This window comes from Brasilonema bromeliae SPC951 (genome assembly GCF_012912135.1).
In the GTDB taxonomy this organism is placed as follows: Bacteria; Cyanobacteriota; Cyanobacteriia; order Cyanobacteriales; family Nostocaceae; genus Brasilonema; species Brasilonema bromeliae.
On record NZ_QMEB01000015.1, the window covers coordinates 29,771 to 43,848 of the forward strand.

Below are 14,078 nucleotides of genomic sequence, written 5' to 3' on the forward strand. Positions count from 1 at the left end.
AAATACAAGTATCCAGCTAACTTTAAATCTTGGTTTTCGCTATCTGTCAAAGGTAGTTTTTGTCCTGTTTCCACTTCTAAAAAGTCGGCAATACTTTGAATGGTCATATCTTTGATTTCTGCTACCCTAATTGGGTAAGCTCTAATCAATTCATACAGGGGTACAACACCAGGCTTAAGATTTTCTAACTCCAGTTCAGCTTCTTGATATGCCAGTTCTACAGCCTGGGAAATTGCCATACGGCGATGTTCTAGTATCATCTATATTTTATCGATATCAGTATTTTTTTTGACTTTATTTTCTATTGGTTGACGATTATTCAATGTAGATTGATATCGACTTTTTTGTTCACGGGCTGCGGCTAATTGCGCCCTATTATGGCTGCGTCCCATCGATAAAGTAATGGCAGTATCTCGAAACATATTCAAGAATCGCTCACTCGTATTAATTCTTAATTCAGCCGCTAATTGCCTAACAGCTTGGATACTAAGTTTGACTGGCAGTGGTACAGAACTGTCAAGCAATTTATTAATAATCTCTTTATCTGCTGATGGTACGCGGTTGATATCTTGCAAACGCTTAACAACATCGCCAACTGTTACTGATTTTTCTTCTTCATCAATATCTTCAAAAATTAAAGGTTTTTCCTGTTCTTGAATAATTTCAAATCCACTATGCAAGTGTTTGTGGAGTAAATTTCTAATAATTTCTGCGTCGGTAGCAATTGGTGTTATCTGCTCCTCTTCCTGGTAAGCTAAATTAATTTCTGTAATAATTTTTTCTAATTCAGGGTCATCGCAGGCAATATCAAGTATTTGGGCTACTACTTCCATATCACCTTCGTCTAAAGCCTGTACATATAATTGAATGGCTTTTTCACGGGAGTAAGGCTGCTGATTTGTATTTTGTTTTTGCATCTTATCTGCCCTCCTTTGATGACTTGTTACTTTGGGCATAAGCTTGACGCAACTGCACGATTGCACGAGACTTTTTGGTGTAAGCTGCCCCTGCTGTTGTCCCTAATGCAGCAGCTAAGGATTCTCCGTCTAAACCATCAACAAAAGCTAATTTCAGTACTTCTCGATAACCGTCATTTACCAATGACAGCAAATATTCCAACATTTCGGGGTCGGATGAATTTGATGACTCGTATAATATTCCTAAAATTTCCTCTTCTGAAAAAATTTCTGAATTTTGCTGCTTAAGTTTGCGAGCTAAGGGGAGTTCGGCAATGGGTGTAATTCGCTTATTTTGCTGGGTTTGCTGACGTTGCCACCGTTGTATTTTTTTAGCTGCAATACCCAATAACCAGGGACGAGCCGAACGATTAGGGTCAAATTTACCAGCTATTTTAAAAGCCTCCTCAACAGTTTCGTGGAAAATTTCCTTTGCTACTGTTTCGGTAAAATTGCGATCGCTGCTGTGACCGAACTTATCGCCGAATTGTCTGATTGCCTTAATCACATACATTTGAATTGTACGTTGAAGAACTTGCCACTCCTCCTCAACTACCTGACTTACCAACTGCTGTTTCTGGTACAATTCAGGGTCATAGGACGGGTCTACTGGTTGCCCTACTTGTCGTTTCAATGTGACCTCCTAAACATCGCCCCTGATATTTAATTGCCACGAGCAAGGCAAATTCTTACAGTGGTCATCAAAAAATATCCGCACTTCGCGCATTCAATATCCTCCTAATATCGCTCCTAATATTGAATTGCCATAAGATCCACAAAATCTTACAGTCAAAGCGCAAAATTTTTTTGTGTCTCTAATTCTCAATTTCTTTAAGTGTTAAATTATACTCTAAAAACTTCAAGAGCTAATTGCACCAACAACCGTAGTGCTTCCTTCGTGGAAAAGTTGCTTACAGGGAGCCCGGTAATTTGGCTAACTAGCCACTTGGGTGCTACACGCTCATTTCCTACAACAACATACCAGGATTGGAAATTCGCAAATTCTCGATGACCTCTTCGGGGTTCGTCAGTCGCCTAGGTCGGGAAAACCCCAGGTGGCACTCTCGGAGGAACCCCAACGCTCTTATCCTGCAACGGGAAACCCGTTTTCAGCATATATGTACTTATATTGTTTGAAACTTGAGGCTGTTGCTTCAGAAATCGACGCAGTACCTGGAAGGTGGGACCATCATATCTGGCGATCGCTCTTAACAATCCTGAGTCGGAACGTTTGCGTTGGAAACAACCCAGAATGAGTAGATTTGGGTTGTGTGTAGAGACTTCGTTCGTAAGGTTATCAAGACTATCTTTCTCACAAAATTTAACCATTTTAGATTCCATTCCACACATAAAGCGCCATACCTTTCAAATAGTTCCACTTTCATTGTGGCTGCAATTGAGTGATGTGCTTCTTCATCCGATCCACTAAATGCCCCATCACCGTCAATTGCTTTTCTGGAGTCAGTGCTCAATCTCGCTTAAAAATTTTTGAAGTGATGGACTCATCGACTTAACAATTATCAACTACTGTAGATTTTAGCGTCTTCTCTCACGCTGCTCTGCTGTGAAGATGGATAGCGGAGTGTGTTAAAAAAAAGCCCCCGCTTTGATACAGGAGCTTTTCAAGTAAGTGATTGTCAGTGACAAAACAAATCTGTTAGTCGAGTTCGTTCATGAACAATACTGGCTCAGTTTCGCGGTTAATTCCCTTCTCAAAACCGCCAGCGGCTGCACGAGCACGACCAGCGTGCCACCAGTGACCGATGAGGAAGAAGAAGGCTAACACGAAGTGAGAAGTTGCCAACCAAGCACGGGGATTCACGTAGTTGAAGGAGTTAGGCTCCGTGATCACGCCACCCACAGAGTTGATTGAACCGTTGGGAGCATGGGTCATGTACTCGGATGCACGACGAATTTGCCAAGGCTGAACGTCGTTCTTTACCTTATCTAAGTCAAGACCATTGGGACCGCGCAGAGGCTCAAGCCAAGGACCACGGAAATCCCAGAAGCGCATGGTTTCACCACCGAAGATGATTTCACCACTAGGAGAGCGCATGAGGTATTTACCTAGACCAGTAGGACCTTGAGCAGAAGCAACGTTAGCTCCCAGTTTCTGGTCACGCACTAAGAAGATAAAAGACTGAGCTTGAGATGCTTCAGCGTTTGTTGGTCCGTAAAATTCACTGGGGTAGGCAGTGTTGTTGAACCAGACGAAGCAAGAAGCAATGAAGGCCATCAGCGATACAGCAGCCAAGCTGTAGGAGAGGTAAGCCTCACCTGACCAGACTAAAGCGCGACGTGCCCAGCCAAAAGGCTTAGTGAGAATGTGGAAAATACCACCAGAAATACAGATGAGAGCAACCCAAATGTGACCGCCGATGACGTCTTCCATGTTATCGACGCCAACGATCCAGCCTTCTCCGCCGAATGGAGAACTCAGCAAATAACCGAAGATAACCGCTGGGTTCAGTGTTGGATTGCTAATGACGCGAACATCACCACCGCCAGGTGCCCAAGTATCGTAGACACCGCCGAAGAACATTGCCTTCAGCACCAACAGTAGGGCACCACATCCCAAAATGATCAGGTGGAAACCGATGATGGTGGTCATCTTGTTCTTATCTTTCCAGTCGTAACCAAAGAAAGAGGAATACTCTTCTAAGGTTTCTGGACCACGGATGGCGTGATAAATACCGCCAAAACCGAGTACAGCTGAGGAGATAAGGTGCAGTACACCGATAACAAAGTAGGGATAGGTGTTAATAATTTCACCACCAGGGCCTACACCCCATCCTAAGGTAGCAAGGTGAGGTATCAGGATGCTGCCTTGCTCATATATAGGCTTTTCGGGAATGAAGTGAGCGACTTCAAACAATGTCATCGCTCCGGCCCAAAATACAATCAAGCCAGAATGGGCAACGTGAGCACCCAGTAGTTTACCGGAGAGGTTAATGAGACGGGCGTTACCAGCCCACCAAGCAAACCCGGTGGAATCTTGGTCACGACCGCCTAAAGCGATTGATCTATTAGAGAGCGTTACCACGTGGTAGTACCTCTTCAGGGAATACAAATTTTTCGTGAGGTTGATCAGCAGGAGCCATCCAAGCGCGGATACCCTCGTTGAGCAAAATATTCTTGGTATAGAAAGTTTCAAACTCTGGGTCTTCTGCTGCCCGCAATTCTTGCGACACGAAGTCGTAAGCCCGCAGGTTGAGTGCTAAACCCACAATTCCAACTGCGCTCATCCACAAGCCTGTGACTGGCACAAACAACATGAAGAAGTGCAACCAACGCTTGTTGGAGAAAGCAATTCCAAATATCTGTGACCAGAATCTGTTTGCTGTCACCATTGAGTAGGTTTCTTCTGCTTGGGTGGGGTTGAAGGCGCGGAATGTGTTAGCTGCATCACCGTCTTCAAACAGGGTGTTTTCTACTGTTGCACCGTGAATAGCACACAGCAGCGCTCCACCTAGCACTCCTGCTACTCCCATCATGTGGAAGGGGTTGAGTGTCCAGTTGTGGAATCCTTGCAAGAACAACAGGAAGCGGAAGATTGCTGCCACTCCGAAGCTGGGTGCAAAGAACCAGCTTGATTGTCCCAATGGGTACATCAAGAAGACCGAAACGAACACTGCGATTGGAGCTGAGAAGGCGATCGCATTGTAAGGACGAATCCCTACTAAGCGAGCGATTTCAAATTGCCGCAGCATGAAGCCTATCAGTCCAAATGCTCCGTGCAGCGCTACAAATGGCCACAAGCCTCCCAATTGGAACCAACGGGTCAGGTCGCCTTGTGCTTCTGGTCCCCACAACAGCAATAACGAGTGTCCCAATGCGTCTGCTGGGGTTGATACTGCTACTGTCAGGAAGTTACATCCTTCTAGGTACGATGAGGCTATGCCGTGGGTGTACCAAGAGGTGACGAAGGTTGTACCGGTTAACCAGCCGCCTAGTGCTAGGAAGGCGCAGGGGAACAGTAGTATCCCTGACCAACCTACGAATACGAAACGGTCTCGCTTTAACCAGTCGTCGAGAACGTCAAACCACCCCCGTCTTGCCGGGGCGCGTCCTACTGCGATGGTCATCGGACTAAAATCCTCTTTTTACTAAAATTGCAACTTTTTTGAGGAATTAACTTTTTTGTGACACTGACAGCAGCCATAGAGCTACTGGCATTATGAGAGTCTGTCTTATTAAGTCAGCATTTCTCACTTTGATATGTGGCACAAGAGTTTCCACTAGTAGGTTGTCCAGCTTGCGGAAACTTAATGATTCTTAATTTATCATATCAGTCCGGCTTTGTGCCCGATTTGCATTAAGAAATCTGGTATAAAGCACGAACCTACTAATTAATATCAATATCAGAAATTTTACAATCTGACACAACTTTTCTCAGAAAACTTAAAAAATTTCAATTTTTGGGCAATCTATCTAAATGATCAGACCAGTACTGTTCCAAGGAGCAGGCGCACTATAACGGCATACCACCCGTTACGAATGAAAGAAACACTCTTTCCCTATTCCCTGTTCCCTGTTCCCTGTTCCCTGTTCCCTGTTCCCTATTAGCTAAACTTGCAATACATCTGCTCTAATGGCAGACTTTGTAAAGGGAAGATATCACGCAGCAAGGTAGTTCTAATGACGGCATCAACAACCATTAACAGAGGTGAGTCGCCCAACGGCGATAAACAAACTTCAAATGTCTTACATCAGAAGGTTCTCGGTTCTCGTCGGTTTAGTAACTACTGGTGGGCAACTGTCGTTTCTTTAGGGGCTGCGGGCTTCTTGCTCGCTGGTATTTCCAGCTATCTCAAAATCAATTTACTCATAGTTTCCGACCCCACTCAACTGGTATTCGTCCCGCAAGGGTTGGTTATGGGTTTGTATGGTACAGCAGGCTTACTCCTAGCCTTATACCTATGGCTAACGATTTTATGGGATGTGGGAGGCGGATATAACGAGTTTAACCGAGAAAATGGCACCATTACAATTTTCCGGTGGGGATATCCTGGGAAAAACCGCCGTATTGAAATTAAATCTCGTACAGAAGATGTGCAATCTGTGCGAGTTGAGGTGAAAGAAGGTCTTAACCCTCGTCGCGAACTTTACCTGCGCGTTAAAGGTCGGCGAGACATTCCCCTAACACGGGTAGGTCAACCTTTATCTTTACAAGAGTTGGAAATTCAAGGTGCTGAGTTAGCTCGTTTTTTGGGTGTGCCCTTAGAAGGACTTTAGAGGCTAAGATACAGTGGTTGTGTCTGTAACTGGCAATGCGGTTAAAAATTCCCCAATTTTTAGTGGCTCTCATCATTGTCGGTGCGTTGATATTGGGGAGCTGTTCCACACAGCAAGGTGTTTCTAATTCTTCCCCAACATCCGCAGCGACCGAAGCAAGCAACAACTCAACCGCCGAGACAACGGCTAAAGAGGCAACCACAGAGGCGATTTCTGTATCTGAAAGTACAAACGAGAGTATTCCTGGAATGAAAGATTTACCACGACTCGAAGGAAAAGCAACGGTGGTTATGACCGTTAAAGGTTCACCTATTACCATCGAAGTAGACGGTACTAATGCCCCAATCACCGCTGGTAACTTTGTTGATTTAGTCCAGAGGGGCGTGTACGATGGCTTAGTTTTCCATAGAGTTGTACGCCAACCCCAACCCTTTGTGGTTCAAGGAGGCGATCCCCAAAGTAAAAACCCGAAAGTTCCAGCAAGTCAGTTGGGAACAGGAAGTTTTACTGACCCAAAAACTGGAAAAATTCGCTACATACCCTTAGAAATTAAGCCAAAAGGCTCAGATGAGCCAATTTACAGCAAAACACTCAAGACGGCTGGTACAGATAAGCCGCCTGTATTACAACACAAGCAGGGTGCAGTCGCAATGGCGCGATCGCAAATGCCAGACTCTGCTTCCTCACAGTTTTACTTCGCTTTAGCAGATTTGGGTTTCCTAGATGGTGACTATGCTGTTTTTGGCTATGTGACCAAGGGTATGGATGTTGTCAACAAGATTCAGCAGGGCGATCGCATTGACTCTGCCAAAATCACATCTGGTGGAGAAAACCTGAAAAACGCTGGACAGTAGGGAATAGAAATGAGGGAGTGAGGGAGTGAGGGAGTGAGCTCTAAATCTCGAAAACTATGCGCGGAAGGCTAAGCCGTGCACGGCAGTCGCTACAACGGGGGGAACCCCCGCAACGCGCTGCCTCCTGAACACTGACGGATAACCGCTCCCATGCTCCGGTTGAAGTTCAATTAAACCCGATTGACATATGTTGTCTAAGGTTTGAATAGCAGGTAAGAAACTCTGTTATTCGGAGGAAGAAGAACCAATGAACATCAGCTCCTGTTCTCCCTTTCTCCCTACTCCCTTTCTCCCTTTCTTCCTTTCTCCCAAAAATGGTCGCAGTTGTTGTCACTGGTATTGGTTTAGTTTCCGCTTTAGGCAAAAATTTAGAGGACAGTTGGCAAAAGTTAATAGCAGGTGAATCTGGAATTAGATACCATCAACCATTTCCAGAACTCGAACCACGTCCCTTAGGAATGATTTGGGAACAACCAGCACAGATGAGAATGCTGACTCAGTTGGTTGTGACATCTGCTTTGAAAGATGCAGGATTATGCTCACCTTTACCAGATTGTGGAGTTGTAATTGGTTCGAGTCGCAGCTATCAGGGATTATGGGAGCAGATGGCGCGACAGATGCACACAAGAGTAGGGGAGCTCTTGAGCAGGGGAGCAGGGAGAAAAGGAGAGGAAGAGCTAATCTCCATTGGTTCTTCTTCCCCCCAGCACCCCGCTAAGAGCCCCGTTTCCTCTTCTTACCTCACTCCCTCACTCTCCCCCTCTTCTAAGATGGGTTGGTTAGATACTTTACCTCATATGAATGCTATTGCAGCAGCACGGCAAATCGGTGCTTGTGGAGTTGTTTTGGCACCAATGGCGGCTTGTGCGACTGGAATTTGGGCGATCGCACAAGCTGCTTATCTTATCCAAACTGGGCAATGTCAGCGAGTGATTGCTGGTGCAGTGGAAACACCGATTACACCCCTTACCATAGCTGGATTTCAGCAAATGGGAGCCTTAGCGAAAACAGGAGCAAATCCATTCGATATTCGTCGGGAAGGCTTGGTTTTGGGAGAAGGAGGCGCAGTCTTTGTTCTAGAATCAGCAGAGTTGGCACAGCAGCGTCAGGCAAAAGTATATGGACAAATTCTTGGTTTTGGCTTGACAGCAGACGCCTATCATGCAAACGTGCCAGAACCAGAAGCTAGGAGTGCGATCGCCGCAGTGAAACAATGTCTAAACCGCAGTCACCTGAGTGCAAATGATATTGATTACATTCATGCTCATGGTACCGCTACGCAACTCAATGACTCTCTAGAAAGCTTTTTGATACAAAAGTTATTTTTTCAAGGTGTGGCAGTCAGTTCTACAAAAGGAGCCACAGGTCATACATTAGGAGCCTCAGGAGCTTTGGGTGTTGCTTTTTCACTGATGGCGCTAGAGCAACAGTTTTTACCACCTTGTGTTGGTTTGAGACACCCGGAATTTGATTTAGATTTGGTGAGGGAGTCGCGTCAAAGTAAAATTCAGCGCGTATTGTGTTTTAGCTTTGGCTTTGGAGGACAGAATGCAGTGATAGCTTTGAGTCAGTATTCTTAGAACGCACATGCCCAGATGCGTTATGCACTTGGGTTTGTGTCAATAAGTTATATGTCAATTGTTTTCTGTATTTATAGATACTTAATTAATGATTTCACAGTATCTATCTGGAGACAGATTTTTTTTATTTTGCTCTGATGAGAGCATAATGAGAGAAGGTACTATTTCTTATCAGTTTTCAGTTAATCTAATAAGACTTTTAATAAAGTGACTCGCCATAAAATTTTCAACCATGACATTATGGTCTGCACCCATGAGTCTGTAGAAGGTAATTACCTCTATTGTAGTAGGGTGCTAGGTTTGACTGAACCAGAGGATATTATTCAGTTGCACCCAGATTTGAAGTCGCAATGGAATGTTATTACCGAACACTATGAACGGATAGGTTTAAGCTATAGCAAAAATGTTATCTGGGATGTCGCGCTGAGAGTTTTGGAAGACTATCCTAACTATGACGTTTCCCTTTTCTTCTTCGGCAATGCGACAAGCAAAGCTGGTTGTGATGAAGATTGGTTTCACCAGGTAGATTCCGACTGGTTGAACGTAGTTAAATTTATCAACTCCAAAAACAACTTTATACAGCTTGCACAAGAACTTGGAGTCAGTGTTCCTGTAACGTCTTATTTTGAAAACAAGACTGGTATCAAAGACTTATCTAAGTTTCTTTACCCGTGCTATTTTAAAGCTGCGATTTCTGTTAATGGTGTTGGAATTCACCGATGTGAAAATCAACAACAACTTTCCGAAATTCTAAAAAGATTTCCAGATGAAATACCTTTGCAAATTCAAGAGGAAATCGCAGCTTCCTCTTTTTTAAATGTGCAATACTATGTTGAAGCTTCAAAGCTACAACGTCTCGCCATAACTTCTCAAATACTCGATGGTTGCGTCCATATTGGCAATTGCTATCCCAGTAAGCACCAACCATGGGAAACTGTTGAACCAATAGCTGAGTGGATGGTGCAACGTGGGATGAAAGAGATATTTGCCTTTGATGTTGCAGTCGTGGAAGATGCAACACACGGCGAAACGCGTTATCTAGCAATCGAGTGCAATCCACGCTTTAATGGCGCATCATATCCCACAGGTATTGCTAAGAAGCTTAATATCCCTAGTTGGAACTGCGAAAACTTTAGGACGCAATATCGCTCACTTGAAAAGCTTGATCTCAGTGATATTGAGTTCAACCCTCAAACCAATACAGGTGTTGTGATAGTCAACTGGGGCACTATTCTAGTTGGAAAAATCAGTATCTTGATTGCTGGAGGTGTCCAAGAGCAGAATGAACTCAGAACCATATTAAAAGAGCGATTGTGAAAGGCTGAGATACTCTGCTGATTATCCCTACACATTTGAATGCAAATGCTCTTGAAAGTAATTCCTAGTAGAATCTGCTTATACATTAAGCCAACAAACTTCAACTTCAAACCTCCTACGCAGGTACAGAAAACTTAGTGGTGATAGTTTTAGCTTCCCTCATATTCGTTTTAGACGTTCGGTTGGAAGGATTCACACTCGCCACGCTCCCATTACGAAAAAATCGATATGATATGTAAAAGTAGATAAATCTTAAAAATAGTTTATCAATGCTGGTTTCCTCCTCTGCCTTGTCACAGGTCAAAAACTCAGTCAGGGAAAAGGTTTTTTTGGGTTATGAACCTACTCCTGAGTTACTGGGAATTCTTAGTGTTTATTTTGTTCAAGGCATTTTAGGGTTGGCGCGTCTTGCTGTCAGCTTTTTCTTGAAAGATGAACTCTTGCTCACTCCAGCTCAAGTTGCAGCTTTATTCGGCGTAGTTTTTCTACCTTGGACACTTAAACCACTGTTTGGTTTTCTCTCCGATGGCTTGCCTATATTCGGGTACCGACGGCGTCCATACCTAGTTATTTCTGGGATACTGGGAGCTATTTCTTGGATAAGTCTGGCAACAATAGTTCACACACCTATAGGTGCTGGGATAGCGATCACACTTAATTCTCTCTCTGTTGCCGTCAGTGATGTGATTGTAGACTCATTGGTTGTCCAAAGAGTAAGAGCTGAGTCACAAGCAAAAGCAGGTTCTCTCCAATCGCTGTGTTGGGGTACTTCAGCGTTAGGAGGGTTAATAACAGCTTACCTCAGCGGTATACTCTTAGAGTATTTCACCACTCGCACTATCTTTTGGATTACTGCTTCATTCCCGCTTCTGGTGTCTGCTGCGGCTTGGTTAATTGCTGAGTCACCTGTGAGCAAAGACGCAAGCGGGGATGATTCAAATGTCGTATCAATTAGGCATCAACTGCAACTACTACGTGCAGCCGTTAGTCAAAAAGTCATTTGGTTACCAACAGCATTTATCTTCCTTTTGCAGGCTACACCAACAGCTGAATCAGCTTTTTTCTTCTTCACAACCAACGAACTGCACTTTGAACCAGAATTTCTGGGACGAGTACACTTGGTGACAAGCATTGCTTTGCTTGTTGGTGTTTGGATTTTTCAACGCTTTCTTAAAACTGTTCCTTTTCGCGTCATTTTTGCTTGGAGTACTGTCCTCTCAGCAGTATTAGGAATGACAACGCTGGTATTGGTGACTCATACTAACCGTGCTTTAGGCATAGATGATCACTGGTTCAGTCTTGGTGATAGCTTTATTTTGTCTGTGATGGGGCGAATAGCTTTTCTGCCAGTTATGGTATTAGCGGCGAGGCTTTGTCCCCCTGGAATAGAAGCTACTTTATTTGCCCTGTTAGTGTCGGTGCACAACTTGGGAGGACTAGTTTCACAGCAATTCGGGGCAGTGCTGATGTATTGGCTGGGAATTACCGAAACTAATTTTAATGCTTTGTGGGTGTTGGTTATTATTGCTAACCTCAGCAGACTCCTACCATTGCTATTCATCAACTGGCTCCCTGCTGCTGACTCTCAAACTGAAACATCAACTTTGGAATCAGCTTCAACAAACAGTGGAGAAGAACCATTTTTACCTGAATTCATGTCTGAGTTGATCGTGCAAGAACCAGAATCTGAACCAGTTGAATAGCAACAGACTAATTAGTCGTGACTCATTTTTTTGAAAAAGTCACAATTAACCATTCTCCATTCCTAATCTAAAATCCAAAATTTACAATTCAAAATTTCAAATCCAGAATTGACATGCAAACTTTTCAAGTTTACGAACAAGGATCTACAGTTCCAGAAAAATCCTATAATCGCGGGGATTGGCAGAGAGGATATGAATCCCTAGAGAAAGAATTTGATTATTGGATTGATGATGTAGAAGGAGAAATTCCGCAGGAACTGCAAGGTACGCTGTTTAGAAATGGTCCTGGTTTGTTAGATATCAAAGGGCAACGGATTCATCACCCATTTGATGGAGATGGCATGATTAGCCGTATCACCTTCTCGAATGGTCGTGCTCACTTCCGCAACCGCTTTGTCCGCACTCAAGAGTATTTGGAAGAGCAAAAAGCTGGCAAAATTCTCTATCGTGGTGTCTTTGGTACACAAAAACCCGGTGGTTGGTTGGCTAATGCTTTAAATTTCAAACTCAAAAATATTGCCAATACTAACGTGATTTATTGGGGCGGAAAACTGCTTGCACTGTGGGAAGCTGCTGAACCTTATCGTCTTGAACCATATACTTTGGAAACTTTGGGCAAAGAATACTTTAACGGTGTGTTGTCAGAAGGAGAAGCATTTTCTGCCCATCCCCGCGTTGACTTTAGTTGTGCTCAAGATAATGGTGCGCCAAGCCTTGTCAACTTTTCCATCAAGCCGGGATTATCCACCACGATTACTATTTTCGAGCTAAACACTGAGGGTAAGATTGTACGACAGCACGCCCATAGTGTTCCAGGATTTGCCTTTATCCACGATTTTGCCATTACCCCCAATTACTGTATATTCTTTCAAAATCCCGTCACCTTTAATCCCATACCTTTTGTATTGGGAATGCGTGGTGCAGGGGAGTGTATTAAGTTTCAGCCAGAACAACCCACTCGCCTGATCATCATTTCGCGTAACCCGAAACAAAAGGGAGTAAAAATTATAGAAACGCGAGCCGGCTTTGTCTTCCACCATGTCAATGCAATTGAGCGGGAAGATGAAATTGTTATTGACTCACTTTGCTACGAATCTCTCCCAGAAGTGCAACCGGAAAGCGATTTTCGACAAGTAGATTTTGATGCTCTCAAGCCAGGACAATTATGGCGTTTTCATCTTAATCTCAAGGATGAGACAGTGCACCGGGAGTTGCTGGTCAGTCGGTGTTGTGAATTTCCCACCTTACATCCGCAAAAGGTTGGTCGTCCATATCGTTATTTATACATGGGTGGCGCTCATGCAGAGTCTGGTAATGCTCCATTGCAAGCATTTATGAAAGTGGATTTGGAGTCAGGAAAACAACAACTTTGGAGCGCTGCACCGCATGGATTTGCTAGTGAACCTATTTTTGTTCCACGCACCCCCCATATCCCTGCTTCTCAAGGGGGGACAAAGGGGGGTGAAGATGATGGCTGGGTGCTGGCGTTGGTTTATGATTCCGAGTACCATCGCTCAGATGTGGTGATTTTAGATGCCAAAGATTTCCACAAAGAACCTATCGCCAGATTGCATCTTAAGCACCATGTTCCTTATGGGTTGCATGGAAGTTTTACTTCTGAGTGCTTTGTCTGATTTCTACGTATAGCTGGTAAATCATTGGGATTGGGGGAAAACCCCAATCTTAGTCACCATCTGCTAGAGAACCCGTCTACACAGTCAGCTTCTTTGTTGATAACTACCGATTACGCAATCAGTTTTTGGTATAGTTATCAATTATTTTAGCTAAGCCCGGTATCGCCTCCTCCACATGCTTCTTAGCTGAGTTGCGGAGTTTGCTATATACACCTCGCACGGTCTTATTGTTGCTTTTCTCAATCCTTGCGTCAGTAATGCTGAGTATTGCATCGGCTGAGCGATCGCGGTTCGCAATCAGGTGTTCCACCGGATCACCTGTGTGTACGCCCTCACTCCAAATAGGATCGAGTGCTGCGAAGGATTCTGGAAGTAACGTCGCAATGGCGCTAGCGCAATAAGTGGGCGCAAGCCCCTTTACAGCAGTGTAGCCGGCTTTCATCGCCAAACCAGAAACCCCTTGCATCGAAGCAACTTGCACGTCTAGCAACTTCGTGCAGTCAGCCACGACTGTATCTTTCTTAATCGGATCTGACAGACCGTCGCTTAGTCCCATTTCAATTCTCCTTAAAGTCATCGCACCTAATTTCTATTCAATTAATTATCCTAACAAGCAGGAAATTACGGAAAATGGTATGATAATTTAGAGAATTTTCATAAAATTTTCAATTAAGTTCATAAATTCTTTAAGAAAAATTTGACACGAAAAGGTGAGTCACTCGCTTCGCTCAAATTCAAAATTCAAAATTCAAAATTCAAAATTAATTGTGTAATCGCTTGTACTCACCAGCAGTTAGAA

General features: G+C 44.0%; 12 protein-coding genes and 1 pseudogene. 6 read left to right on the top strand and 7 right to left on the bottom strand.

Annotated elements, in window-relative coordinates:
* The 6 genes and pseudogenes from DP116_RS28980 to psbD all read right to left on the bottom strand — a co-directional run.
* Nucleotides 1-239: pseudogene (locus DP116_RS28980) on the bottom strand (ImmA/IrrE family metallo-endopeptidase); the annotation flags it as partial.
* Between the two features lie 21 nt (nucleotides 240-260).
* Entirely contained in the window at nucleotides 261-917 is a 657-nt protein-coding gene (locus DP116_RS03580) for a hypothetical protein (protein ID WP_169153859.1), read from the bottom strand.
* 1 nt (nucleotide 918) lies between these two features.
* Nucleotides 919-1,590 (bottom strand): RNA polymerase sigma factor, encoded by a 672-nt coding sequence (locus DP116_RS03585; protein WP_169153860.1) that lies wholly within the window; start codon nucleotides 1,588-1,590, stop codon nucleotides 919-921.
* 401 nt (nucleotides 1,591-1,991) lie between these two features.
* Entirely contained in the window at nucleotides 1,992-2,285 is a 294-nt protein-coding gene (locus DP116_RS28985; RefSeq protein ID WP_246275464.1) for a hypothetical protein, read from the bottom strand.
* A gap of 328 nt (nucleotides 2,286-2,613) precedes the next feature.
* Complete coding sequence (gene psbC / locus DP116_RS03595; RefSeq protein WP_169153861.1) at nucleotides 2,614-3,999, bottom strand: photosystem II reaction center protein CP43; 1,386 nt, start codon at nucleotides 3,997-3,999, stop codon at nucleotides 2,614-2,616.
* Complete coding sequence (gene psbD, locus DP116_RS03600) at nucleotides 3,983-5,041, bottom strand: photosystem II D2 protein (photosystem q(a) protein) (protein WP_169153862.1); 1,059 nt, start codon at nucleotides 5,039-5,041, stop codon at nucleotides 3,983-3,985. Before psbD ends, psbC begins: the two co-directional genes overlap by 17 nt.
* A gap of 553 nt (nucleotides 5,042-5,594) precedes the next feature.
* Here psbD and DP116_RS03605 point away from each other — a divergent pair.
* From DP116_RS03605 to DP116_RS03630, 6 genes are all read left to right on the top strand, one after another.
* Nucleotides 5,595-6,191 (top strand): photosystem I assembly protein Ycf4, encoded by a 597-nt coding sequence (locus DP116_RS03605; protein ID WP_169153863.1) that lies wholly within the window; start codon nucleotides 5,595-5,597, stop codon nucleotides 6,189-6,191.
* Nucleotides 6,192-6,226: 35 nt separating this feature from the next.
* On the top strand, nucleotides 6,227-7,045 hold the full coding sequence (locus DP116_RS03610; RefSeq protein WP_169153864.1) for a peptidylprolyl isomerase: 819 nt from the start codon (nucleotides 6,227-6,229) through the stop codon (nucleotides 7,043-7,045).
* Nucleotides 7,046-7,359: 314 nt separating this feature from the next.
* Nucleotides 7,360-8,625, top strand: coding sequence for a beta-ketoacyl-ACP synthase (locus DP116_RS03615; protein WP_169153865.1), 1,266 nt, complete (start codon nucleotides 7,360-7,362; stop codon nucleotides 8,623-8,625).
* Nucleotides 8,626-8,832: 207 nt separating this feature from the next.
* Nucleotides 8,833-9,942: an ATP-grasp domain-containing protein gene (locus DP116_RS03620; protein ID WP_211173058.1), complete on the top strand. Its 1,110-nt coding sequence runs from the start codon at nucleotides 8,833-8,835 to the stop codon at nucleotides 9,940-9,942.
* A gap of 269 nt (nucleotides 9,943-10,211) precedes the next feature.
* Entirely contained in the window at nucleotides 10,212-11,645 is a 1,434-nt protein-coding gene (locus DP116_RS03625; protein ID WP_169153866.1) for a folate/biopterin family MFS transporter, read from the top strand.
* A 113-nt stretch (nucleotides 11,646-11,758) separates the two neighbouring features.
* On the top strand, nucleotides 11,759-13,279 hold the full coding sequence (locus DP116_RS03630; RefSeq protein WP_169153867.1) for a carotenoid oxygenase family protein: 1,521 nt from the start codon (nucleotides 11,759-11,761) through the stop codon (nucleotides 13,277-13,279).
* A gap of 118 nt (nucleotides 13,280-13,397) precedes the next feature.
* Here DP116_RS03630 and DP116_RS03635 read toward each other — a convergent pair whose 3' ends face one another.
* Nucleotides 13,398-13,835, bottom strand: coding sequence for a DUF6918 family protein (locus DP116_RS03635; protein WP_169153868.1), 438 nt, complete (start codon nucleotides 13,833-13,835; stop codon nucleotides 13,398-13,400).
* Nucleotides 13,836-14,078 lie beyond the last annotated feature (243 nt).

Coding starts and splice junctions, on each gene's coding strand:
- DP116_RS03580 (WP_169153859.1), bottom strand. CDS start 917: ATGCAAAAACAAAATACAAATCAGCAGCCTTACTCCCGTGAAAAAGCC.
- DP116_RS28985 (WP_246275464.1), bottom strand. CDS start 2,285: ATGGTTAAATTTTGTGAGAAAGATAGTCTTGATAACCTTACGAACGAA.
- psbD (WP_169153862.1), bottom strand. CDS start 5,041: ATGACCATCGCAGTAGGACGCGCCCCGGCAAGACGGGGGTGGTTTGAC.
- DP116_RS03605 (WP_169153863.1), top strand. CDS start 5,595: ATGACGGCATCAACAACCATTAACAGAGGTGAGTCGCCCAACGGCGAT.
- DP116_RS03610 (WP_169153864.1), top strand. CDS start 6,227: ATGCGGTTAAAAATTCCCCAATTTTTAGTGGCTCTCATCATTGTCGGT.
- DP116_RS03615 (WP_169153865.1), top strand. CDS start 7,360: ATGGTCGCAGTTGTTGTCACTGGTATTGGTTTAGTTTCCGCTTTAGGC.
- DP116_RS03625 (WP_169153866.1), top strand. CDS start 10,212: ATGCTGGTTTCCTCCTCTGCCTTGTCACAGGTCAAAAACTCAGTCAGG.
- DP116_RS03630 (WP_169153867.1), top strand. CDS start 11,759: ATGCAAACTTTTCAAGTTTACGAACAAGGATCTACAGTTCCAGAAAAA.
- DP116_RS03635 (WP_169153868.1), bottom strand. CDS start 13,835: ATGGGACTAAGCGACGGTCTGTCAGATCCGATTAAGAAAGATACAGTC.